This window comes from Moraxella nasovis, from assembly GCF_022701215.1.
Lineage (GTDB): Bacteria > Pseudomonadota > Gammaproteobacteria > Pseudomonadales > Moraxellaceae > Moraxella > Moraxella nasovis.
In genome coordinates this window covers 790,330-815,435 of the sequence record NZ_CP089976.1, presented here as the reverse complement: position 1 = coordinate 815,435, position 25,106 = coordinate 790,330, and the positions used below count along the sequence as shown (strand labels likewise).

Annotated in this window: 21 protein-coding genes; 19 read left to right on the top strand and 2 right to left on the bottom strand. The window is 41.1% G+C overall.

Going from position 1 to position 25,106, the window contains the following annotated elements:
- Window positions 1-20: 20 nt before the first annotated feature.
- A complete protein-coding gene (locus LU293_RS04020; protein WP_242749095.1) occupies window positions 21-1,010 on the bottom strand; it encodes a bifunctional nicotinamide-nucleotide adenylyltransferase/Nudix hydroxylase in 990 nt (329 codons plus the stop codon).
- A gap of 158 nt (window positions 1,011-1,168) precedes the next feature.
- Between LU293_RS04020 and LU293_RS04015 the strand changes: the two genes are divergently transcribed.
- The 4 genes from LU293_RS04015 (at window position 1,169) to LU293_RS04000 (ending at window position 6,280) form a co-directional block, all read left to right on the top strand.
- On the top strand, window positions 1,169-2,938 hold the full coding sequence (locus LU293_RS04015) for a DUF2157 domain-containing protein (RefSeq protein WP_242749093.1): 1,770 nt from the start codon (window positions 1,169-1,171) through the stop codon (window positions 2,936-2,938).
- Window positions 2,928-3,431 (top strand): GDYXXLXY domain-containing protein, encoded by a 504-nt coding sequence (locus tag LU293_RS04010; protein ID WP_242749091.1) that lies wholly within the window; start codon window positions 2,928-2,930, stop codon window positions 3,429-3,431. Before LU293_RS04015 ends, LU293_RS04010 begins: the two co-directional genes overlap by 11 nt.
- A gap of 231 nt (window positions 3,432-3,662) precedes the next feature.
- Window positions 3,663-4,283: a Fe-S biogenesis protein NfuA gene (gene nfuA / locus LU293_RS04005; RefSeq protein WP_242749089.1), complete on the top strand. Its 621-nt coding sequence runs from the start codon at window positions 3,663-3,665 to the stop codon at window positions 4,281-4,283.
- Between the two features lie 521 nt (window positions 4,284-4,804).
- Window positions 4,805-6,280 (top strand): surface lipoprotein assembly modifier, encoded by a 1,476-nt coding sequence (locus LU293_RS04000; protein WP_242749087.1) that lies wholly within the window; start codon window positions 4,805-4,807, stop codon window positions 6,278-6,280.
- Between the two features lie 326 nt (window positions 6,281-6,606).
- On the opposite strand, the gene LU293_RS03995 is transcribed toward LU293_RS04000, so the two are convergent.
- The gene (locus LU293_RS03995; RefSeq protein WP_242749079.1) at window positions 6,607-7,056 is read right to left on the bottom strand and encodes a universal stress protein; all 450 of its coding nucleotides are present in this window, start codon (window positions 7,054-7,056) and stop codon (window positions 6,607-6,609) included.
- Between the two features lie 180 nt (window positions 7,057-7,236).
- On the opposite strand from LU293_RS03995, the gene LU293_RS03990 reads away from it, so the two are divergent.
- From LU293_RS03990 to LU293_RS03920, 15 genes are all read left to right on the top strand, one after another.
- Window positions 7,237-10,206: an insulinase family protein gene (locus LU293_RS03990; protein WP_242749078.1), complete on the top strand. Its 2,970-nt coding sequence runs from the start codon at window positions 7,237-7,239 to the stop codon at window positions 10,204-10,206.
- Between the two features lie 399 nt (window positions 10,207-10,605).
- Window positions 10,606-11,943, top strand: a complete 1,338-nt coding sequence (locus LU293_RS03985) for a tyrosine-type recombinase/integrase (RefSeq protein ID WP_242749076.1) — start codon at window positions 10,606-10,608, stop codon at window positions 11,941-11,943.
- 16 nt (window positions 11,944-11,959) lie between these two features.
- On the top strand, window positions 11,960-12,676 hold the full coding sequence (locus LU293_RS03980) for a hypothetical protein (protein WP_242749074.1): 717 nt from the start codon (window positions 11,960-11,962) through the stop codon (window positions 12,674-12,676).
- Window positions 12,677-12,802: 126 nt separating this feature from the next.
- Window positions 12,803-12,991 carry a helix-turn-helix transcriptional regulator gene (locus tag LU293_RS03975; protein ID WP_242749072.1) on the top strand — a complete coding sequence of 63 codons (189 nt, stop codon included), beginning with the start codon at window positions 12,803-12,805 and terminating at the stop codon, window positions 12,989-12,991.
- A gap of 37 nt (window positions 12,992-13,028) precedes the next feature.
- Window positions 13,029-13,613 (top strand): hypothetical protein, encoded by a 585-nt coding sequence (locus LU293_RS03970; RefSeq protein ID WP_242749070.1) that lies wholly within the window; start codon window positions 13,029-13,031, stop codon window positions 13,611-13,613.
- Entirely contained in the window at window positions 13,610-13,852 is a 243-nt protein-coding gene (locus tag LU293_RS03965) for a hypothetical protein (protein ID WP_242749068.1), read from the top strand. The genes LU293_RS03970 and LU293_RS03965 overlap by 4 nt, the downstream gene beginning before the upstream one ends.
- Window positions 13,849-14,034, top strand: a complete 186-nt coding sequence (locus LU293_RS03960) for a hypothetical protein (protein WP_242749066.1) — start codon at window positions 13,849-13,851, stop codon at window positions 14,032-14,034. The genes LU293_RS03965 and LU293_RS03960 overlap by 4 nt, the downstream gene beginning before the upstream one ends.
- Entirely contained in the window at window positions 14,024-15,385 is a 1,362-nt protein-coding gene (locus LU293_RS03955; protein ID WP_242749063.1) for an AAA family ATPase, read from the top strand. Before LU293_RS03960 ends, LU293_RS03955 begins: the two co-directional genes overlap by 11 nt.
- A gap of 252 nt (window positions 15,386-15,637) precedes the next feature.
- Window positions 15,638-16,540: a hypothetical protein gene (locus LU293_RS03950; RefSeq protein WP_242749060.1), complete on the top strand. Its 903-nt coding sequence runs from the start codon at window positions 15,638-15,640 to the stop codon at window positions 16,538-16,540.
- Window positions 16,541-16,681: 141 nt separating this feature from the next.
- Window positions 16,682-17,665 (top strand): hypothetical protein, encoded by a 984-nt coding sequence (locus LU293_RS03945; RefSeq protein WP_242749058.1) that lies wholly within the window; start codon window positions 16,682-16,684, stop codon window positions 17,663-17,665.
- Window positions 17,666-17,706: 41 nt separating this feature from the next.
- The gene (locus tag LU293_RS03940; RefSeq protein WP_242749056.1) at window positions 17,707-18,111 is read left to right on the top strand and encodes a helix-turn-helix domain-containing protein; all 405 of its coding nucleotides are present in this window, start codon (window positions 17,707-17,709) and stop codon (window positions 18,109-18,111) included.
- Window positions 18,108-19,478 carry a phage terminase large subunit gene (locus LU293_RS03935; protein WP_242749054.1) on the top strand — a complete coding sequence of 457 codons (1,371 nt, stop codon included), beginning with the start codon at window positions 18,108-18,110 and terminating at the stop codon, window positions 19,476-19,478. Before LU293_RS03940 ends, LU293_RS03935 begins: the two co-directional genes overlap by 4 nt.
- Before the next feature lie 597 nt (window positions 19,479-20,075).
- Complete coding sequence (locus tag LU293_RS03930; RefSeq protein WP_242749052.1) at window positions 20,076-21,614, top strand: peptide MFS transporter; 1,539 nt, start codon at window positions 20,076-20,078, stop codon at window positions 21,612-21,614.
- 683 nt (window positions 21,615-22,297) lie between these two features.
- Window positions 22,298-23,635: a short-chain fatty acid transporter gene (locus LU293_RS03925; protein ID WP_242749050.1), complete on the top strand. Its 1,338-nt coding sequence runs from the start codon at window positions 22,298-22,300 to the stop codon at window positions 23,633-23,635.
- An 88-nt stretch (window positions 23,636-23,723) separates the two neighbouring features.
- Complete coding sequence (locus LU293_RS03920; protein ID WP_242749048.1) at window positions 23,724-24,899, top strand: thiolase family protein; 1,176 nt, start codon at window positions 23,724-23,726, stop codon at window positions 24,897-24,899.
- The last annotated feature ends 207 nt before the right edge of the window (window positions 24,900-25,106 follow it).

The window sequence follows — 25,106 nt, the reverse complement described above, 5'->3', positions numbered from 1 at the left end:
TTTTTGTTTGAGTGTTGTGGCTAAATGCCGAGCATTTTTGTGATGATACTATAATGGTCTTCAAACATTTTTTTGCCATCAAGCTTATTTAAGGGTAGCCAAAACGCTTGGGTAGCGTCATCTGCACCCACCACGTCAGGCAAGCTACTACCTTGAAGTTCATGATAAAACACTGTCGTCACCGTACGCCCACGAGCGGATCGATCAGGTGCATCGAAAGTGTGCGAGTGCTTAAAGCTACTCTTATCAAGGTGTAAGCTGGTTTCTTCTGCAAGTTCACGCAGTCCGCATTCGTGTAGCGTCTCATCTTTATCCAAAAATCCGCCTGCCATCGCCCAAAGTCCACGTCCATAATCACCGCCACGCTCTACTAATAAGATATGCCCACTTTGTACCACAAGCATATCAGCGGTAACAAACACAGGTGGATAGGGGGCGTCTTCCCACGCTTTTTGGTAGGCTAAGATGTGACGATATTCAGCTTGTAAGTTGGCGTAGGCAGGCGTGCTGATGAAATCTGCCAAAAATGCTTGCGATGATTGTGGCATACGTTCATCAATGACGCCTTGACCAAAATAACGCTGACGCAAAGGCGTGGCAGATAGCCCTTCAAAGCTTGGCAAAGCGATAAACTCCCAATCTGGAAATAAGGAAAGATAGTAAGAGCTGTCGTCTTTTTGGTGTCCGATAACGCCAATGCGATCACCTGCTTGGGTAACGCTTGCAACTGCTTGGCGAGTGTTTTGTAGCCATTTATGGTCATTATATAAGGTGTCATCAATGGGCAAGCAGGTGATTTTACGAGAGATTTCATCACTAAATGCCTTTAAAATCATCGCTTGGCGTTCATCAAAGTTAAATGGGTTTTTGATGGTGCGTGGGCTGTTTGCTGAGCCGATTAGTAAGATGACATGATCGGTGTGCTTTAAGGCTTCACGCACAACAAATTCATGACCGTGATGAAAAGGCTCAAAGCGTCCGATAAAAATAAGATGATCAAAGGTTGGCATGGGTTTCCTTAATTGTAAATCTTAGAATAATTAATCTACACCGTCATTGTACCGTGATTTGCCAAGCATCACAACAGCAGATGGTTGATCTTTAGCTTTGTAGCTTGCTTTAATCTAGACCCAAGCTATGATAAATTACGCTGTTATTTGAGACCATCATGCACGCAAATCAACCTTATCCATCTGCCAATCCTTATCCGCTCACGCACCCCAAATTTATTCGCTATCTGATGGCGATTGGCTTGTCGCTTGTGGCGGTGTCGCTGTTATATTTGGTGGGGGCAAATTGGTTTATGATGCCAAATGCCATCAAACTTGCTTTGCCAATGATATTGATGGTGCTGTTTGCTCTATTGTCGTTGATGGTGTCGCCAAAAGATGATACGACAAAAATCAGCACAGTAAAGCTACTTAAAAATACCTTTGAGACAATAAGCGGAGCGATGATAGGTTTATCGCTTGCGGTCATCGGACAAGTGTATCAAAGTGGGGCGGATAGTTTTTGGTTGTTTATGATTTGGACAGTTTTACTGCTGCCGTGGTGTTATCGGCAAAATATCGGCATTTTTGTGCTGATGGCTGTGGTCTCACAAGTGGCGTTTTGGCTTATGCTGACAAGCCAAAATATGGATTTTGGCGTGCTGATAACTGCTCTTGCACTGCTTACGTTGGCACAGTTTTTTGTTGCCAGTTGGTGGTATCGCTCGCTACTTTGGTTATTTGTGTTAGAGTGTGCAGTCATTGCAAGCATTGGTGCGGTTAGTATTAACTTTCATCAGTCAATAAGTTACATAAATTTCACGGGTTTTTTGGCACTTGTGATAATGTGGTGGTATGCCAAACGATGTGCTAATGCGTGGATTAGTAGTCTATCTTTGATTGGTTTTGGGACAGCGTTATTTGTGGGGCTGTGCGTTCACGTCTTTACTGATAAGCTTTTTGCCATTGGTTTTATGGCGATGTTGTGGTTTGGGGCGATGGGTTATTTGATTTTATGCCTATTTCCAAATGCCAACTATCATGCGATTGCCTTTGGGATTGGCGGCTGGTTTTCTGCTTGGTTTATCTCATTGTTTATGTTGTTTGATATTGATAACTTGCCACTTATCACAGGGCTGTTGTTTATCATTGTCGGTATCGCCATTTTAAAACAATATTATCATCATACTTATTTGCGTCATTTAGGTTATGCGTTATTTGCGATGGGTCAAGTGGCGTCTTATATTGGGGTGGATAAATACTTTGGGTTAAATAATTTTTGGATACAGCTACCCTTACAGACAGTATTGCTTGGTGTGCTGATTTATCTTCGGGTGCATTGGTTGTATCTAGCATTACAAATGCTTGCGTGGTATGGCATGATAAGTTATGACATCATGCAGATATTTGATGATACGCCAATCAGCCAAGCACTGCTCATGGTTGTTGGTACATTACCGATGGTTGCATTATATCAACGCAGGATTGAGTATTTAAAAAAACCATTGGCAATTACCATGATAGGTGTATTGGCTGTGCTTGCGGCGGTAAGCAGTTTTGATGAGATTGGATTGCTTAATTTTCATGCCAATATGGATTATGTGGTATTGCCGATTTTATTGATCGTATTTTATCAATTATATCAGCTAGATACATCAAAACATCATCTGACGACAATAGCGTTATTTTTAGGTTTAACAATCATGCTGATGGTGCTTGGCTATATCAATATCGGTGTGATGTTATTGATTTTGGCGTATGGCATTTATCAAAAAGATAAAGCAATTACTGTATTATCGGTATTTTTATTAATGTTTTTATTGTGGCAGTTATATTATTCGCTTGCCATACCTTTTTTATTAAAATTTATCACGTTGTTGTTGTCAGGCATGATGATGTTTATTCTAGCACTTATCATCAATAAAAAAGGTGACTGTCATGTTGCGTAAATATATGCCTTTACTAGCGGTTATAATAGCATTGATGGTGTTTGGACTTCTCATATATCGCCACCAAACACACCTAAATCAAGGGGTGATTATCTATGCCAAACTTGCTCCATTAGATCCACGCTCGCTCATACAAGGTGATTATGTGGCACTTAATTATGAGCTGTATATTGATGATGTTAATTATCCTTTGATTGACAAGCACATTGACAGTAAAGTGGTGTTAGACCACGAACAAAAAATCATCAAGACGTATTTAGACGGTCGGGGTGATGTTAAGTTACGACTAAAAGGCGATGGACGCAGGCTTGATGGCTTGTATCCTGCGGTTAGAAGTTTTTTGTTTGCCGAAGGGCTTGGGGCGTGCTATGAACAGGGCGAATATGCCAAGCTATCAGTGCTGCCAAATGGGGTGAGTATGCTTGTGGATTTGGTTGATGGGCGGTTACAGCCATTAAACTGTGAGCAAAGATTGACCGCACAGACTGACTAAAAATACCAGCTTTATAACCATTGGCTAAGAATAACCCATCTGCATAATTTAGAGCTTTAAAGCCAAGCATAAGATTGATAAACAAATAATGATGTCTATTAAAGTTAGCATTAATAATGGGTATATTTAATGGCACAACCTTAAAAAAATTATACTTAATAAAGCATAAATATGTTACCATAATAACCAAGTAAATTACTCGGAATTTTTATCACTTTAAAAGAGAACATCATGAGCCAAGAAAACACCGCCTTACAAAGCAATATTTCTATCACTAAATCTGCCCAAGAATACCTTGCCCAGCTACTTGCCAAACAAGAAGTTGAAGGCATTGGTGTGCGTATTTTTGTGGAACACCCCGGCACGCCACGAGCCGAATGCTGTATGAGCTACTGCCAGCCTGATGAGATTGATGAGACGGATTTACAGATTGCTTATGAAAAATTCACCGCCTATATTGACACGCCAAGCATTGCCTATCTGCACGATGCGGTGATTGATTATAATAAAGATCGTTTTGGTGGACAGCTGACTTTCCGTGCCCCAAATTCAAAAGTCCCCCAAGTGGGCGAAGATGCCAGCATTGAAGAGAGAATCTATTATGTATTACAGTCTGAAGTTAATCCACAGCTTGCCAGTCATGGCGGTATGGTGGAGCTTGTAGAGGTTATCGACGATGAGCATGGTAAGACCGCTGTGCTAAAATTTGGGGGCGGTTGTCAAGGGTGTAGTGCGGTGGATGTAACGCTGCGTCAAGGGGTGGAAGTACAGCTAAAACAGCAAATCCCAGAGCTTACGCACGTCATTGACGAGACTGACCATTCACAGACGCACAATGCTTATTACAAATAATCAATCATGAATGTAATGACAGACCAGAAAAAAGACCCAAAAAAAAATTGGGTCTTTTTTATTATGATATTAATATAAAGATTTCTAAGCTCTAATGAGCGGTGTGACAGGTTTTAACACTCATTGTTGACGAAGTTTGTGAAAGTGCTTATAATGATAATGGTTATTATTTTTTACTGCAATAGTATCTAGTTTGCCTATAATCTACCTAATGATGATACAAAGTGTTGGATTGGCGGGCATATACGCACTAAAAATAAAAGCCGACATCAAGGCATTAAGTAATAATCTTTATTCATAGCAATTATCCTAAAGATTGCTATGCCAATCAAAATCTTTCCCAAAGACTTTCAATAAGTATTGATGGCTTAATTTTCTTATGATGATGAAGTGATAAATCGTCTATTGGTTGGTGTTGGTGACATAAAAAGCAGGCGGAGGTGACAGATGTTGATTGTTAAATTTATTTTTTCTGTTTGCCTAGATGATTTGATTAAACATTTGATTAAAAAAGGCATACAATGAATAACTCTTTTAAACCCAATATGGCAACGCTTGGCATATTATTGCTGAGCATCACCCTAAGCAAATCTGCATTTGCCAATGACAAGACCATTATCACTGAACAAGATGATAAGCGTATCCAAGACCGCCAATTAACCCACATACAACCGCCGCCCACCTTGCCACAAGTTCATCTAGATAAGACGATGACGGCAGAGCAGACGCTGTCAATCAGTGCTGATGAACTGGTAAATTACCCCACGCTTATCCACCGTGCGATGGCGGCGGCACTCATGTATCAGCATGACGATGATGTGGTTTTTTTGTTGCCTTATTATGAACAGCTCCCCAAAGACCAACAAGACCAAATCGCATTGTCGTGGGCAAGGGGAGTGTCTTATGAAAAAAAAGGCAATTTGCCTTGGGCGATTCGTGAGTATCGCAATGTCTTATCGCACAATCATCAGGCAAATCTTGTGCGACTTCGCTTGGCGGTGGTGTTATCTGCCGATAAGCAGTTTAATGCTGCTGAAGACCAATTCACCAAAATATTAAGCGATAAAGAAGTGCCTGCTGATGTGGCAAATTTCATCGGTCATCATCTTGCTGCCATCAAGCGTCAAAATCAAGCATCATTTGGCGGTGGTATCAATTTTTTGAATGACAAAAACATCAATAACGCCCCAAAAAACAAAGACTTAGGCGGTGGTTGGGTCGCACCACAAGCCCAATCTGCACAGGGTTTCGGCATCAATTTTGATGCACAGAAAAAATGGCGACTACAAGATGGGTTTTTTGGGGAAATGAATGGCGACATTCGTGCTAAATACTATTGGAATAACAAGCCGTATAACGAGCTGACAGGGCGTATCAGTGCAGCAATAGGACATGAAAACGCCCGTCATAGCATCAGCATCGCCCCATTCGTTGAAAAAAACTATTATGCAGGTGGTGGCAAAAACACCCAACTACAATATTTTTCAGACACCAAAGGAGTGTCGGCAGATTTTCGCTATTGGCTTACGCCAAATTGGCGTCTGTCGGCATCAGGCGAGCTTGCCAGTTTGGATTATACCACTCGCCACCATTTGGACGGCTCATCACGCCATGTCGGTGCTAATCTGATGTATGTGGCAAACCCAAAAAGCTATTATTTTGTTGGGGTAGACCGTCATAAAAATAATGCCCAAGATGGCGATGATTCTTTTGTCAGACGTGGTGTGCGTGTCGGCACAGGGCAGGATTTGCCATACGGATTTGGTATGCAGCTGACTGCCAATTATGCCAAAAAAGACTATCGTGCGGCAGGATTTTTTGGCAAAGTTCAGCACAATGATGAATATGGGGCAGGGCTGTCGCTTTGGCACAAAAAACTCTATTTTGGTAAACTCACCCCACGCCTAACTTGGCAATACCAAAAGGTTGATAGCAATTTGCCATTATATCAATACGACAAGCATAAGGTATTTGTTGAACTAAACCAACGGTTTTGATGATGATTTAGGTGGTCTTGAGTGTGGCGGTTAAGCAGTCAAAACAAATAAAAAAGCCAAGGCAAAATACATCGTGATGCGATTAAGACATAGGTGCTTTTGTATGAATAAAAATCTACCGCTTAGCCAAAACACCACCTAAAAAACAAAACCCAGTTTGTGCATTACTAGGTTATTTTTACTTAAGCTTGAGCTACCACTGTTTTTTAAGCCAAATTTTAAGCCAAAATATCGCCATACGGCTTTTTATTTCATAAAAGCGTTATAATGATTTAGTAAACATAAATACAGCCAAAACATTTTGACTGTATTTAAAATTTAACGGCTTATTCTGCGGCTAATTGCACCACCAACAAATCGCTGTCTACATCAGGCAAAATGCTGTCTGCGGTTGCACCAGCAAGCCAAGCCGACAGTCCTGTTCGCTTGTGGCGACCGATGACCACCAAGTCAATGGCATGATTTTTGCAATAATCCACAATGCCTTTGCGTCCACTGATGGCGGTATTAATCTTCACGTGATCGGCGTGTAAGTTGTTGCGTGCCATGACTTGAGCCAGTCGCCCACGAGCCACCGCACAGCGTTCATTATCAGCTTCTTCATGCAAGACGGATGCTGGGATTAACTCATAACCAAAACCGATCATTGTCTCTTCAACCACATGAAGCACAGATAGTTCGGCATTAGGTGTGGTGTCTAAAATCCATTTGGCTTTTGTGGCGACCAAGTCGGTGTCATCTCTTAGGTCAGTTACCAATAAAACGTGCTGATACATGGTTTTTTCCTTTTGGTTGTCAATAAATGATTGGATGCCAATCCCTTTGAGTATAACAAACCTAACCTAAAACGTCAGCATTTTTTGGTGGATAGTATTATTTATCCTACCTACTCATTGATTGACAAGACTGCCAAGCCCCCTTACAATGACCCTTTTATTTAATAAGAAATCTTTTTTATGATAAATCATACCTTGCATGACAGTTTTGCCCATATCGCAACCCATCGATTAGACGCCTTAGATATTGACGTGATCATTGCTAAGCATAAGGCGACAGGAGCATTGCATTATCATTTGGCGACAGATAATGATGAAAACGCCTTAATGATTGGCTTTGCCACTCAGCCGATGACATCTCGTGGTGAAGCACATATCTTAGAACACGTCGTATTATGTGGCTCTGAAAAATACCCTGTTAGAGACCCATTTTTTAGTATGATTAAGCGGTCTTTACAGACCTTTATGAATGCGATGACTGCTGCTGATTGGACAGTCTATCCATTTGCCACCCAAAATAAAAACGACTTTTTTAACTTACTGTCTGTGTATGCTGATGCGGTATTTTTCCCAAATATTCATGCCTTAGACTTTGCCCAAGAAGGTATTCGCACCGAGCTTGATGATGATGGCAATTTGCATTATCACGGCATTGTCTTTAATGAGATGAAAGGGGCGATGAGTGGCGAGATTGAACAGCTGTATTATGCTTTGGCACAACATGTATTTGCTACGACGACATACCACTATAATTCAGGTGGCGATCCTAAGTGTATTGTGGATTTGACCCATGATGAATTGGTGGCATTTCATCAGACGCACTATCATCCAACTAATGCTATTATCATGAGTTTTGGTAATATTGCTGTGGGTGAGATTGAGGCTAAATTGCATGAAGATGCTTTATCACGCTTTAATGACACCGAAAAACCAAGTCGGGGTAAGAAGTTAACATCAGTAAAAGAAAGCCGACTGGCCGAGCCGATTCGTGTCTTTGATACCTATACGGCAGATGAGATGGGTGAGAAAATGACCCATCATGTGATGGCGTGGCTGCTACCAACCATCACCGATCCTAAGGAGCGTCTGGCTTTGCGATTGATGGAAGGTGTGTTGGTTGAGCATGCAGGTTCGCCTTTACGAGCCTATCTTGACAGCCACCCGCTTGGCACGTCGCCATCGCCACTTTTAGGCTTAGATGACAGCCATTATGAGATGGTGTTTTATGCAGGACTTCGTGGCTCAGAAGCGGCTTATGCTGATGAGGTGGAACAAGGCATTTTAGAGCTACTAAACACGGTGGCAAATGGCAAAATTAGTGATGAAACTATTCAGACGATTTTGCACCAAATAGAGCTCGATCAACGCCATATCGGTGGTGATAGTATGCCTTATGGTTTGACGCTGATGTTAGAGGGCTTTAGCACTGCCATCCATGGGGGTAATCCTGTGGATGTTTGGCAGATTGATGAGCATTTAACTTGGCTTCGTGAGCAAGTTAAAAAGCCGCATTGGGTGCAGCAGCTCATTAGGCAGCATCTGATTGATAATCCCCACCGAGTGCGATTAACCCTAAGCCCTGATGTTCATAAAGCCAAACGGCAAATGGATGAAGAGCGCACCAAGCTTGATACGTTACTCAGTACGCTCACCAAGGCTGATAAAGTTAAAATCACTGAGCAAACAGCCGATCTAAAAGCACGTCAAAATGCCTTAGATGATGTCAGCATTTTACCAAAAGTGGGGTTATCAGACATTCCAAGCAAGATTAGCTTTGTCAAAGACACCATTAAGCCCATCATCATCAACGGCGATTCTCGCACGTTGCATGAGTATCATGCAGGTACAAATGGACTGTATTATTATCAAGTGGTGACGAGCTTAGGCGATATGGCAGATGAGATTTTAACCAATCCTTTATTACCCATATACCTGACATTGCTTTCTGAGCTTGGTACTGATAAATATAATGCCCGTGATTTTCAGGCGGTGCAAGCTGCCCACTCATCAGGGGTAACAGCACGCATCAGCCAGCGAACCGACTTGCATAATAAAGACAAAATGAGCAGTTATTTTGTGGTGGCAACTCGAGCATTAAATCGTAAATTAGAGGCAATCGAGCTTGTGAGTGATGTGCTAGATGGCAGTATTTTTAGCGAAACAGATCGCATGCGTGAACTGCTCCAACAAAAACAATCTTCATGGCAGTCTCGCCTATCTGGCGCAGGACACGCCTATGCCATGCAGACGGCAAGCCGAAACATGAGCCGATTAGCTAAGATTGAGTACGCTTTTTCTGGGCTGCCTGCGTTGGGTGCATTAAAATCCTTCTTAAAATCTGCTAAAGACAATGATGATGCATGGCAGGCACTAAGTGAACGATTGGCTAATTTGCACGCCCAAATCACAAGCCTACCAAAAGATGTGGTGCTGGTCTGTGAAAGCGAGATGGTGGATGTCTTAACCACCAAAATCAGCGAAACACTCAAAAACACCAAGCCTTATACGCCAAACACAGCCAAAAAAGAACTGCCTTTTGATGAGCTTGCCGGCATTTTACATAATGATGGTAGCGAAGATATAGCGTGGCTGATTTCCACGAATGTCTATCATAATGCGGCGGTATATCCTGCGACCACATCAGATCATGATGACACACCTGCTTTAATGGTGCTTGCTCCTTTTATGCGAAATGGCTATCTACACGGTGCAATCCGTGAAAAGGGCGGGGCGTATGGTGGTGGTGCAAGTTTTGATAGCAACAGCTGTGCCTTTCGGTTCTATAGCTATCGAGATCCCAACTGTGCGATGACGTTTGAGCATTTTAACCAAAGCATTGATTGGGTGCTTGATGGTAATCATGATGATGAAAAATTAGAAGAGGCGATTATGGGTATTATTGCGGGTATGGATAAGCCTGCAAGCCCTGCTGGCGAGGCGGTAAAATCTTGCTTTAGTGATTTACATCAGCGTACGCAGGCGTGGCAGCAGGCGTTTCGTGCCAAGATTTTAGCGGTTAGCATTGATGACTTAAAGCGTGTGACTAAGACCTACCTAAAAGATAAACCGTATCAGCGAGCAGTGATTGCTCCGATGGAGAGTGCAGATACGGTTAAAGCTCTTGGTTTTACAGTCAAAACGCTTGGCTAATGTAGTGCTTTAGAGTCTATATTAAGGTGTATTGCAAGCCAAAAAAAGCAGCCGCTAAATAAGGCGGTTGTTTTTTTGTGTCAAAACTGCCAGCTAAATTTTAAATACATGTATGTTTTGTCTTTTTGGCATCAGTATTTTAAGTCAAATAGATAAAGGGTTGAATTTTGGCTTAGATGGTTTTGGTGAGTTTTGTCTTTATACTAGAGACCATACTATAATCTAGGGTTGTCCATAATCATGCGACAGCCCTTGTTATTTCTAGGGTTTTAGCGGTTTTGTTATCCGTGATTGTCTATGATTATCTATTGCAAGCCATGAAAAAAGTTGGTATTATTGTTGGTATTGTAGTTCATTTCCTTATAATACCAACAAATCCACGTGCAAGGCTTATCATTCATGGCTTTAACCGATACCGCTATTAAGAAATTAAAACCGTCCGATAAATGCACCGCCACACGCCCTGACAAGTACAGCGACATGAACGGCTTGCAACTATGGGTAAGATACACAGGTGTTAAATCATGGGTGGTTGCTTATCGCTATCAAGGCAAACAGCAAAATATCAGTTTAGGACTGTATCCATTTATCAGTTTAGCAGACGCACGAAACGAAACCACCAAAATTAGAAATGACCTAGCACAAGGCATTAACCCCAAAGACGAACGCCAAAAAGCCAAGCAAAAAGACAACCTAGACTTTGACCATTTTGCCCAAATATGGTTTGAACACCAACAAACACGCATAAAACCGCATACCTTTAAAAGAGATAAAGGGGTTTATTACAACCATATCAAGCCCCTATTAGGTGATAAAGACATTTACACCGTGCGATTGCCTGACATTATGGCGGTGCATGACCGTTTGGCATTGCAAGGCAAAACGTCCACCGCCCACAAGGTTATTGCTGATATTGGCAGAATTTACGACCATGCAATCATCAAAGGGCTTGCCCCAAACCTTGCTAACCCCATTCCAAGGGGTATTCATAAATCATTAGTAGAGCATAAAAGCAAGCACTATCCACGCATAAAAATAACCGAGCTACCAAAGCTACTAACCGACATTGATACTTCAAATAGTGAGCCATTAACTAAATTTGGCTTTTATGTGTTGTGTTATACGTTCGTTCGTACCAAAGAGCTATTAGGCATGACATGGCAAGAGTTGGATTTTGATAATTGCTTATGGAATATCCCTGCTAACCGCATGAAAAACGGCTTACCCCATGTTGTGCCACTAGCCCCACCAGTGATAGAGATTTTGCAGACGATTAAATCATGGCATTTGCATGATGAATTTGTGTTTTTTAGCAATAGGGGTAAGGATAATGTATTAAGTAGCAATGCCTTTACTGTTGCCCTAAAACGCATGGGCTACAAAGACAAAATGACAGGACACGGATTTAGGGGCTTGGCTAGTACTTCACTTTATGAAATGCAGTACAACCCACAAGCCATAGAGCTACAATTATCCCACGTCCAAGGCAGTAAGACGGTAAGAGCCTATAACTCCGCTAATCTGCTACCAGCACGAATAAAGATGGTGAATGACTGGGCAAATGTTGTAAATGAAGTCAAGCAAGGGGATTTTAGCACCTACAAAGCCAAATCGACCGCTGACGGCAATGAAATGGCGTTTATTAGCTTTTTACAAAGCCTAAGATACAAAGAGCAGGAAATTCAAGACGAGCTAGACATTCACCGCATGGAGCGGTTAGAAGTTTTGGCGGGCTAATTTTTAAGGTAAGTTTATGAAAATTCCACCATCACTATATAAGACAATAGCAGATTATCAAGAAACGAATTTACAATCTGCCCTTAGGCAAAATGCCAAATTGATTGATGAAGTTATACAGCAACTTCAAGAGGTATTTGGACCACCAATAGAGGTACAACAGGCGGTGCAAAAGCTAATGGCGAATATGCCACCAAGCATAGTATCACACACGCTACAAGACCAAAGACATCCCACGTACTTGAAAAAAATATCACACACGCTACAAGATCAAAAAAGAAAGCCCATTGTCATTGATGTAACGCCCACACAGACGGATAAAAAGCACAAAAAACTAAAACGAAAGATAAACGAGCTAGAAGCAGAAAACAAGGCATTGCGAGAAGTTATCTTAATGCTGACGCAACAAAAGCATGATGAGCCATCAAACAAAATTGCCAAACAAGATAAAATTATTAATGATTTAAATAAACAGGTTGAAAAGCTACAAAACGAGCTATTACAAGTTGGTGAACAAGGATTAACCCCCAACAGCAAAAGCACCATATCAAAATTATTATATGCTTTGATGACTGAACACGGTTACACACTAGACGGCACAACCAAAGGCAATTTAAATGATATATTGCTAAACTTAACCCATAAGCATAAAGTAGGTATAGCCAAAGAAACTGTTGCAAATTGGCTTGAATATCTAAACGACAAGTATTATTACAATCAAAAGGACAAATAAGCCCTTTTTTGTTGTAGCTTTTAGGGCTAAATAGCCCTATTTTTACGGCTATTTAGTCTTTTTTCATTTTATCAATGCACCTAAAATACACCCACAAACAACGCTAGACCATTATGGAGTGTATTTATGCAAAACCTACCCAAAGACGGCATGAGCCGTATTAATCAAATCTTACCTTTTTTACCCATTGGTAAATCCACCGTATGGAAATGGGTAAGGGAAGGCAAATTCCCTGAACCAGTCAAATTATCCAGCACTATGACCGCATGGCGTAACAGCGACATTCACGCATGGATAGAAGCACAGGGCAAATAAAAAAACACCCCTTTACCAATCTTTGCAAAGGGGGTTTATGACAAACTTAAGAGAAGTTTTTAATGTGAGTAAGTATAACATGAATTATTTTAAATTAAAACAGGTTTTTGATGAAATTATTTCACTTTCAAAAAATGATATTTTAGGCAATAATACGCCCACTACTAAATATCTAGCGGTAAAGCCAAACCGTCATACTTTGGCTATTTTTTCGCCCACCACAGGCGAAAACACCCCATATTCTGAAAAATCAGTTTATGGCGGGTTGATAGGGGCAAATACAAGACCGAAAGGAAATAGCCCCAGCCGTCTAGATACGGTAGTTGAGACCTGCCACCCCATTTGTTGGGTGGTAAAAGCAACTAAATATCTAGGAGCGTTCGCCATGAACCAATCTATCTTAAATCATTCCCTAACCGTTCTATCAGACGAATACCACCGCTATAACGAGCTACACGCACAAGAACCCTTTAACGGCTATTGTGAGCGTGCCAATGCCATTTATAACGCCATACACGCCCTAAAATCGCTTAATAACGCCCCTTGTGCTACCTATGCACCACCTAAGCCTAAAAGTGCCTTAAAACGCATTCTAGGCGTATTTAAAGGGGGTGCAAAATGAAATATCAAAACCTAACCGCCAAGCAATGCAACACCCTAGCCCATGCTGAAGACGTTATGAGTTCGCTTGAAGACATTAACAATATCATGGGCTTATTGTATGAGTACACTTGCAACCCAAATTTTGAACAAGAGAGAGTTAACAGCCTAATTTTTCTACTTTGGGAAAAGGTGGAACAAACCTACAAAGACAGCCAAAAAACGCATGATTTGTTAGATAGTTTGGGAGATGAAGCATGACCCATTATGAGTATGTGGTGAGTTGTCTTACCAAAGGATTTATGTCTTTGCAGTTATTTTCATCAAAAGAGCAGGCAATTAAGCATATCAGACAAATTAAGAGTAATTGTCCAAATGCTGAAATCCTAACCCAAAAGAAAGTAACCATCTTTGAAGAGTGGGAGCCTTGTGATGATAATTGATAGCATAGACCCAAAATTCAAAATAAATCCAAACGGTTTTTATAAAGGACGAGTAACAAGCAACAATATCATCTTAACCGATGATATTGATGTGCATGATACCTTAATGAAAATCGGTGTTGACGTGGTTTTTTATGATGATATTAACACCTTGGTGGATAACGCCATAGAAGAGCGAAAAAATATCAGAATTATCACCCAAAGCGAATTATTAAAAGGTGGGGATAAGAAGTTTTTGGTAAAAATGCCAAATAATCCCACTTTGCAAAGCTTGAACGCCTTATTTAAGCAAGGCGGTGAGCTTAATTTAATTTGTGCTTCTGATGTGAAGCCTATGCCGATAAAATGGCTATGGCGTGGCTGGTTACCACTTGGCAAATTAACCACCTTTGCAGGGGCTGGCGGTAGTGGTAAAACCACCATTGCATTAGACCTAGTACGAGCCATCACAACAGGCGGTGCATTCCCTGATGGGAGTATTTGCGACAATGTGGGCGAATGCGTGATTTATTCTACCGAAGATGACATTCACGACACACTAACGCCACGCTTAAAAGCAATGGGAGCTGACCTATCCAAAGTGCATTTTGTAGATAGCGTGATGGAAAAGGGAGAAGAGCGGTATTTTGACCCATCAGAAGACTTGCCACGGCTTGCAGAAGCATTACAAGGGCGTGATGTTCGCCTTGTGATGATTGACCCTATTTTGGCGGTGGTAAGCGGTAATATGCACCATGCCAACGAAGTGCGAGCGTCTTTGGATATATTGGTAAAAATGGCAAATGAGTTAGATTTTGCCATTGTTGGTATCACCCATTTTGCCAAAGGTACAAAAGGGCAAGACCCAACGGAGCGAGTTATCGGTTCTCAGGCATTTACCGCCTTAGCACGCATGGCATGGGTAACAGCACCAGCACAAGAGCCTGACAAGCCAAATATCTTTACCAAGACCAAAACCAATATCGCAAAGATTGATGGTGGTTTTGAGTATTTTATAGAGCCTTGCCAACTTGATGATATAGATACCACACGCATAAAATGGGGTAATTTTAAGCAAGGTACAACCAAAGAATTACTAAACCAAACCGAACAAACCGAAGAAGAAAAGGAGATGTCAAGTGCAGATTATGCCAAACAATTTTTATTAGAAATACTTCTAGATGTGGACGATATGAAAGTATCGGAAATTGAACAAGAAGCCAAAGAAGCAGGGTTTACTATTAAGCAGATTAGAAGTGCAAGGGAAAAGGTTTGTAACCGCCCTGAAAAGAAAAAAGATGGCTGGTATTGGAGCTTAAAACCTGCTTATAAAAACCACGAGCCAAGTATCTTTATTGATTTAAAAAACTAATCATAAAGGCAAAAATTAGGTAGGTATCCCTTATTATATGGTCATCTTGGTCATCTTGGGCAACTTAAAGTAAAATCAAGGCTTACAGAGTTTTTACCATGGTCATCTTGATTTTAAGATGCCCAACCAAAAAACCGCTACAACCCTTGAAAATACTACAAGATGACCAAGATGCCCAAGATGACAAACAAAAAAGGGATACCACCCCAAAAAACCCATCAATGATTTAAAAAACCAATCGGAGTAACAAAAATGACCGAACAAAATTTAACCCAAAATGATGACGTTTTAGACGTGCAAAATGATGAAAATTTGCTTAAACAAAACGAAAATTTAACCCAAAATTTAGATGAAAGTTTATCCAAAAATGATGAAAATTTATCAGAAAATAAAAACCAAAATGATGAAAGATTTATTAAAAAATCTGATGAAAACTTATTAGACAAGTCTGATGAAGTAACAAAATTAACCGCCAAAAACAGAGAGCTTTTGGGTAAATTAAAAGCAAGCAAACAAGATTTAGAGTTAAGTCAATCTAAAATATCAGAATTGCAAAAATTAAATGACGAATTGCAACAAGTTAAATCAGATTTTGAAGAATACAAAAAAACTGAATACTTAGAAGCGGTTTTTTATAATGTGATTGACGTTTTGCCAAGTAGTAGGGATTATATGGAATATGAATTAAGTAAACGAGGTTATAAAGTTATTTATGCTGACAACGAACCATTAAAACAAAGAGAAATCTGCAAGGATAGCAAAAAAGAAACTTATAAAACCGTTTTTAAAACTGGTTATTGTTTTGTCAATGCTGATAATGTGCTGGTAGATAGACGTGAGTTATACGAAATACGAGAACGTTTTCCAAGCCATTGTTATACTGAAGTAAGGGGAAGTGGCACAGGTTCGGACGCAATTGATTTACACTGGGAAGTTAAAGAGCTTTGTGAGTATAAAGACGGCGTATTTATTGGCAGACCAAAAGTAAAAGAACAAGTTACCAAGCTGGTTAAGTTCTTCAAAAGCGAACTGGAAAAAAAGCAAAAAGCAGTAGATTATTATAATGCCCAAATACCTGCACTTTTAGAGACTGCTGACCGTTTGCCAAACCAAACGTTATCAGATGATGATAGATTGCATTTTGGCTTAGAATAAAGTAAAATTAAGGGTGTTGGCAATGCTGACACCTTTTCTTTTTGGGCTATGCCCTATCTTTTTTTTGTACAATGTACACCCCTATTTTGTAATGCAAAATATTCACCAATTAACAGTAACTTTGCTATTGGAGAATATTATATGGCAACTACTCAATTAACGGACATTATCGAGCCATCACAATTTACCGATTATCTATTAGACAAAACCGCAACTAAAACCAAGCTGATTGAAAGTGGGCTTTTGGTTAAAAACGACCAAATTTCCAAATACTTAAAAGCTGGTTCAACGTCTTTTAACGTCCCTTACTGGAAAGACATTGCAATCGGTGCAGAAGCTGACATTATTTCTGACAATCCTGATGAACATTCCACACCAAAAAAGGTAAGTGCTTATAAGCAAAATATCAGAAAAGCATTTTTGCATAATTCATGGTCTAGCATGGGCTTATCTGCTGAAATTGCAGGAGCTGACCCTTTAAAGGCTATCCAAGAGCGTGTAACAGCCTATTGGGATAACGAGCTACAAAAACGCTTAATAGCGTCTATCCGTGGCATTGTGGCAAGCAACAAAGCAAATGGTGGTGATATGATACACGATATTACAACCGCCACAAAAACCAATAAATTTACATCAGAAGCGGTTATAGATACAGCGTCCACGCTTGGAGACGCATTTAATAGCGTGGTTGCGATTGCCATGCACAGTAAAATCTATTTTGACGCACTCAAAAGCGACCAAATCCAAACCGTAACACCTAGCCAAGGCAGACCATTTCAAACGTTTAGGGGCTTAATGGTTATCGTAGATGATGGTTTAACGCCTGACGATGATGGCAATTATTTAAGCGTGCTTTTGGGGGCTGGTGCATTTAGTTATGGTATTTCACAGCCATTGCACACACCTGCCACAGCCGTGGAGCTAATCAATAGTGCTGGTATGGGTGGCGGTATGAGTGTTTTGCATTCACGATTAAATCTAGCGGTTCACCCATTAGGTTATACATGGGTAGAGGGCGAGTTACAAGGCGAAAGCCCAACCATTAGCGAGCTTGCCAAAGCAGAACATTGGAAGCGTATGACAGAGCGAAAAAACATTCCTTTGGCATTTTTAATCAGTAAATAATAATAAGGGGCTAAGCCCCTTATTTTCTTTGGAGAAAAAACATGGCACAAAAAGGGTTAAATGCCAACAAAAAACAGCCCACAGCACAGCATATTAAGCTGATTGAACAAATGACCGCTAAAGGGCATTCCATTCCTAATATTGCCAAAGCGTGTAATATATCAAAATCGTTATTTTATGTATGGCGTGAAAAATTTCCAGAAGTAGAACAAGCCTTAGAGCTTGGACGTGAAAAAGAACGCCAAGACTTGCATAATATGCTATACACGCAAGCGATGGAAAAAGGCAATATCACCGCAGCGATTTTCCTACTAAAAGCAAGGCACGGCTATAAAGAATACGACCAAACCGACCAAGCCAACAAGGTTGCAATTACTTTTAATTTACCTGCACCTGCCCAAAATATGGACGATTATTTAAAGGTGGTTAGTCAGGGGGATAAATGATGCAAAATATTCCATTAAACAGTTTTCAAGAAAAAGTAATGGCAATTCCTGACGGTGTAGATATTGCCTTACTTGGTGGGCGTGGCGGTGGTAAATCTTACTGTATCGCTTTATTGATTTTACGACATATTGAGTTATACAAAGAAAAAGCACGGTGTTTATTTATACGGCGTACTTACAAAGGGCTTGCAGATTTTGAATTGATATGCCGTGAAGTGTTTGGCATGGTTTACGGACAAAGTGCAAGATACAATCAAACTGAACACGTTTGGCGTTTTCCTAATGGTGGTTATTTGGAGCTTGGACAGCTAGAAAGTCAATCAGATTATGCAAAGTATCAAGGGCGTTCATTTAATTTACTGGTTGTTGATGAAGCTGGGCAATTTTCTGAACCTAGATTATTGGATTTAATGCGTTCAAATTTGCGTGGTGATACAAAGACACCCATCAGAATGATTATTAGTGCAAACCCTGCAGGCGTGGGCCATCATTGGATAGCCAAAAGATTTGTATTTAATGGTTTTGAAGCATGGCAACCATTCCACGAGCCAAAAAGCAAAAGAACATGGGTACACGCCCCCAGTACATTTGCAGATAACCACTTTATAGACCGTGAACAGTATAACGAACAATTAACAGCGTCTTGTCCTGATGACCCTGAATTATTAAAAGCGTGGATTGATGGTAATTGGGCGGTAAACCGTGGGGCATACTTTGCCAATGTACTTGATGAAAAACGCATGATGATTGAAGAATGGACGGAAATCCCTGACGGTTGGCGTTATTGGTTAGCCCATGATTTTGGTTCATCTGCCCCTAGTGCAACGCTGGTAATCGCTGAAAGTTATGGCGATACAATCAATGGGCGTTATTATCCCAAAGGTTCGCTGGTGGTGGTTGATGAATTGGTAACGCATAAGCACGGTAATTTAAATGTTGGTTTAGGCTGGACAGTGCCAACACTAGCAGAAGAAATTAAAAAAATGTGCGATTATTGGAATATTAGAGCTAAGGGCGTTGCAGATGACGCAATTTTTGCCAAAGCTGGACACGCAACAGGTAGTATTGCCGATGAATTTAGAATGCAAAGCGTGCATTTTGAACCAGCTAAGAAAGCAGACCGCATTACTGGCTGGAATATTTTAAGGCGGTTGATGGCTGACGCTGGCAAACCTGATAGAGCTGGCTTGTATATTTCTAATCAATGCCGTTACTTGTGGGAAACTTTACCAACATTGTGTAGAGATGACAAAAGACCTGAAGACATGGCAAGCGATGGAGCAGACCACGCAGCAGACGCATTAAGATATGGGGTGCTTAAACGTGAACCTTGTATCAGTAAATTGGAAGTAAGGTGGTGGACGTGATTGTTGTTTGAAATGATTGTTTTTTGTCTGTTTGGAATGGTAAAAAAAGCCCCTTGTTTGTGATAAATAGGGGGTTACTTTTTATTTTGTTGGTATTATTGTTGGTATTGAAAAAATATATAAAAATAAAATTGTTTAAAATCAATTACTTATAAAGCCTGTTCCGTCTTTATACTAAGATTTATCCGTTTAAGGCATACCATTTAGTTGATCGAAGTAACAGGTGGCTAAAGATAAAGGCTTGTATTTTGGCAAGGGTATGGGATTTTGGTAAGCGACACCACAAATACAGCAAATGAATAAGCCAACCAACTGATTGGTAGTCCAAACAAAACCTTGTAAGACAACAAGGTTTTTATTGTTAAAAATATGATACAATCGCATAAATTTTTTTTAGAGTGTGCCTGCCTTTTGTATTTGCAATAAAAAATTGAGAAAAATCACACGTTTTTAAAAAAAAAGATTTAGCCATTTTTTATGCAAAAATGTTCAAAATCATTATCAAATGGTTTTTATTTTATAAAAGTGTTATAAAGGTTTAACATGCTTTAATCAACAAACCATCAATCAATTGGGCAAGAATAATAGGAATGAATGATGTCTAAAACTAACTTTGAACATTTGGATAAAAGTTTTATAGGGCACCCAAAACCCCTTCAAGGGCTGTTCTTTGTTGAGATGTGGGAGCGGTTTTCTTATTATGGCATTCGCCCGTTGCTTGTGCTATTTATGACGACCGCTTTGGTTTCTGGGGGATTTGGCTTTGATGATACGACTGCCACCGCCATTTATGGTATTTTTAGTGGCATGATATATTTGGCACCATTGGCAGGCGGTTGGCTTGCTGATAATTGGCTAGGTCAGGAGCGTTCGCTGTGGTGGGGCTGTGTGATTATGGCATTGGGTCATTTGGCGATTGGATTGTCTGCTGTGCCGATGCTTGGTATGACGATGTTTTTTGTTGGGCTGATTTTATTGGTATTGGGTACAGGTCTGTTTAAGACGTGTATTGCTGTCATGGTGGGGTCGCTTTATGATGAACAAGACGAACGCCGTGATTCAGGCTTTACGGTATTTTATATGTCAATCAACTTAGGGGCGATGATTGCTCCTATCATCACAGGATATTTTGCCGAAAATGGTCAATGGCATACAGGCTTTACCGTAGGGGGTATTGGTATGCTACTTGCCTTGTTGGTGTATCGTTTCATCGCCAAAAAACATCTGGCACAATATGCCAATGCCAAAGGCATGACGGTCAGTTGGGATAAGCCAAATCGCAAGGCTTCTCATGTGGGCAAGGTGGTCTTTGCCTTTTTGGTGGCATTGGGTGCGTTGGTGGTTTTGGTGGCGACAGGCGTGATTGGCATTGATGCGGTATTGATTCGTGATATGATGACGTATTTGATTATTGGTGCGTTATTTGCCTTTTTTGGGTGGGGATTTTTGTCTCATCGCTTTGATAAAGCAGAAAAAATGCGTCTGCTCGTGGCTTTCTTTTTGATCATCGGTGCGTCTTTGTTTTGGTCAAGTTTTGAACAGCAACCTGCTTCTTTTAACCTGTTCGCTGAGCGTTATACCGACCGTGATGTCAATGGCTTTGTGGTGCCTACGGTATGGCTTCAATCGCTCAATCCGATTTTTATTTTGATATTTGCCCCTTTGGTGAGTATGTTTTGGATCAAACTTGGCAAAAAACACAAAAATCCAAACAGCATGACAAAATTTGCCTTTGGTATGTTGCTTGCATCGGTGGCTTTTGCCATCATGATTATGGCAAGCAAACTCATCGTAGGCGGTAGTGCTAGTGTGTCTATGGGCTGGCTGGTTAGTTCGCTCTTATTTTTGACCTTAGCGGAGCTATTTATTTCGCCTGTGGGCATGAGTAGTATGACCAAACTTGCCCCAAAAGGTATGCAGGGCATGATGATGGGCATTTGGTATACGTCCATTTCGCTTGGGGGTCTGATTGGCTCTATCTCAGGCGGTTATGTGTCTGCCGAGACGATTGGCGATTTGCCAACTTTATTCACCGCATTGACGGTATTTTTGGTGATATGTGCGGTGATGTTGCTGATTTTATCTAAGCCCATCAACAAATTATTAAGCAACGCCGACCACAAGGCAAATGCCTAACAAGCGAATATCTAAATACATAAAAACACCGTCTGATGGCGGTGTTTTTCTATCTAGCATGATTTGATAAGGGGCTGTACTATTAGCCTTAAACACATCATTTTTTTAATGTTTTAGGCTGGTTGTAGGCAAGCCAGTTCAATTAAAACGTTTGTCTTTGATAAAAAGACAAACGTTTTTTTTGTTAACGCTGCTGTATTTGCCTTGGTGTCTTTGGCAAATGACCATATAGATCTTGCCATCATAGTTTAAAAGGCCAAAGACAGCGGCTTTATGTTAGCACCACGCCCAAGATTACCTTTACAAGCACCACCAAAATAGCTTTCATTAAGCTTTATCTTTTTATCAAAGTGTGTTTGAGTTTCTAGGTTAAGACAATACTGTATCAAAATTAAGAGTATCAAAGTTAAGATTTTGCGGTAAAAGAATATTACTTAAGATAAAACAACACTGCTTAAATTGTGCGTAAATAACCAAGTAAACCACTAGCTATTCTAGCTGTAACTTTGCGTCACTTTCGCCACAAAAGTTTAACTAGCAAATGTAAGTAACTTAACCTGTGGTTTTTACTGTGTTATAGTAAGTTTTTTTTATTTTTGTAGTATAGTGTCATAACTAATCTACGTTAGCCCTTTTTTTGATTAAGCAAAACAAGGATAAATCATATTTAGCAAGGATGAATAATGTTTAAAGCTTTAACTCAATTTAGTGTTGCATTGGTCAATCGTTACCTGCCATCACCGTTTATTTTTTCAATTTTACTCACACTGATTGCGTTTATGTTGGGTGTGGGTCTGACAAGTCAAAATATCATTGAGATGGCAGGACATTGGGGTAAGGGGCTTTGGTCGCTCCATGGATTTGCCATGCAAATGGCACTGATTTTGATAACAGGCTATGCTTTGGCAAACGCTCCAATTGTTCAGCGGTTTTTGGATTTTTTGGCAAGCCGTGTCAAATCGCCCACGATGGCGATTGTGCTGGTAACGCTTGTGGCGATGATTGGCTGTTTGTTAAATTGGGGTTTTGGGCTTGTAATTGGGGCGGTGTTTGCCAAAGCACTTGCCAAAAAAGTGCGCAGCGTGGATTATCCGCTTCTTGTGGCGTCAGCGTATTCTGGGTTTTTGGTGTGGCATGGCGGATTGTCAGGTTCTGTGCCTTTAACTTTAAGCTCAGGCGGTGAGACACTTGCCAAGCTGTCAGGCGGAGCGATTACTGATGCCATTGCACTTAGCCAGACGATTTTTTCTACTTATAATTTGGTGATTGTCAGCTTGATTATGCTGATTATTCCTGCTCTTAACGCACTTATGCACCCCAAAAATCCGCAAGTGGTCAATCCTGATTTGATTAAACAAAAAGTTATTACCCTGCCACCCACCGATACGCCTGCCCAAAAGCTGGACGACAGCCGTTTGATGATGATGGCATTGGTGGTGCTTGCCTTGTTATATTATGTGGGCGAATTTAGCAAAGGCGCGGACATTGGCTTAAACATCGTCATCGGCATATTTTTGTTTTTGGGTGTGATGGCTCATGGCACCATTGAGCGTTATTATCGTGCGGTGGGCGATGGCATCAGTGGCATTACAGGGGTTGTGCTGTTGTTTCCATTTTATGGGGGCATCATGGGGATTGTAACAGGGGCGAATGCTGATGGGGTGTCTATTGGTTCGCAAGTAACGCATTTTTTCTTAAATCATGCCAGTGCAGAGAGTTTTCCTATACTTGCATTTTTGAGTGCAGGGGTTGTCAATGTGTTTGTGCCTTCAGGGGGCGGGCAGTTTGCGGTACAAGGTCCGATTATGATACCTGCAGGTGCAGCTTTATCGGTAAATCCAAGTGTAACTGCTATGGCGATTGCTTGGGGTGATGCGTGGACAAATATGATACAGCCATTTTGGGCATTGCCATTGCTCGGTATTGTAGGGCTTGATGCTCGAGCAATTATGGGTTATTGTTTGTTGGTGCTGATTGTGTCAGGGCTGATTATTACAGGGACGTTTTATTTTTTGGTATGATAATTAAGATGCATCGCACTGATTGCAAAAGCCACAGCGTTACTCTACAATAAATAAGCGATTTATTTACGTCAATATAGGGAAAATTATGAACGACATCGTTGTTTTGTCTGCCACTCGTACGCCTATGGGGGCATTTAATGGGGTGTTTGCTGGTCTGTCCGCCAGTGATTTGGGAGCAACCGCCATTAAAGGGGCGTGTCAGCAAGCGGGTATTGATACCCATGACATTGATGAGGTGGTCATGGGCTGTGTGCTGTCGGCAGGACTTGGACAAGCCCCTGCTCGCCAAGCCATGATTAAAGCTGGGCTTGATGAAAAGGTCGGTGCGATTACGGTCAATAAAGTCTGTGGTTCAGGCTTGGTGAGTGTCATGCAAGCTGCCAATGCCATCAAAGCTAAACAAGCCAGTGTCATCATCGCAGGCGGTATGGACAGCATGACCAATGCCCCCTATGCTCTGCCTAAGGCTCGTGGCGGTATGCGAATGGGGCATGGCGAAGTTATGGATTTGATGTTCTTTGACGGACTGCAAGATGCCGAAAGTGGTAAACTTATGGGTGTATATGCCCAAGAAATGGCAGATAAAAAGGGCTACACTCGCCAAAGTATGGACGAATTTGCCATTTCATCGCTAAATAAAGCCAACGAAGCGATTACTAAGGGCTATTTTAAAGATGAGATTTGCCCTGTTATCATCAAGGATAAAAAAGGTGAGCAAGTTATTGATACAGACGAGTCGCCAAGCCGTGCCAAAGTGGATAAAATCCCCACGCTAAAACCTGCCTTTGCTAAAGATGGTACAATCACTGCTGCCAACGCAAGCTCTATTTCTGATGGAGCAGCAGCGGTTATTCTAAGCTCAAAGGCGTATGCAGACAGCCACGACTTGCCTGTACTTGCTAGCATTAAAGCCTACGCCACCCACTCACAAGCCCCCAGTGAATTCACCACAGCCCCCATCGGTGCGATTAAAAAAGTGCTGGATAAAGCAGGCTGGACGACAGATGAGGTAGATGTGTGGGAAATCAACGAAGCCTTTGCTATGGTAACGCTTGGAGCGATAGATGCCTTTGGGCTTGACCCTGCCAAAGTCAATATCAACGGCGGTGCGTGTGCCTTAGGACACCCGCTTGGCTGTTCTGGCACTCGCATTTTAGTAACGCTCATTCACGCCCTAAAACGCACAGGCGGCACAAAAGGTGTGGCAAGCCTATGTATCGGCGGTGGCGAAGGTGTGGCAATGGCGATTGAGTTGGCTTAATTTGGGATATGCTAATACTTCATCACCCAAATGCTTATATAAATAGGATATGTTAGTATTTTAACAAATAAGTAGAGCTGTCACTTTTGGATAAAAACGGACAAGTCTTGTTATTTGTGCCAAACCCTTGTGAATGCGATTGAGTATTTTTTGCAAGGTTTTGCTTAGATTAACTGCATTTGTCTTGTTTTTATTACTAAAGACGAA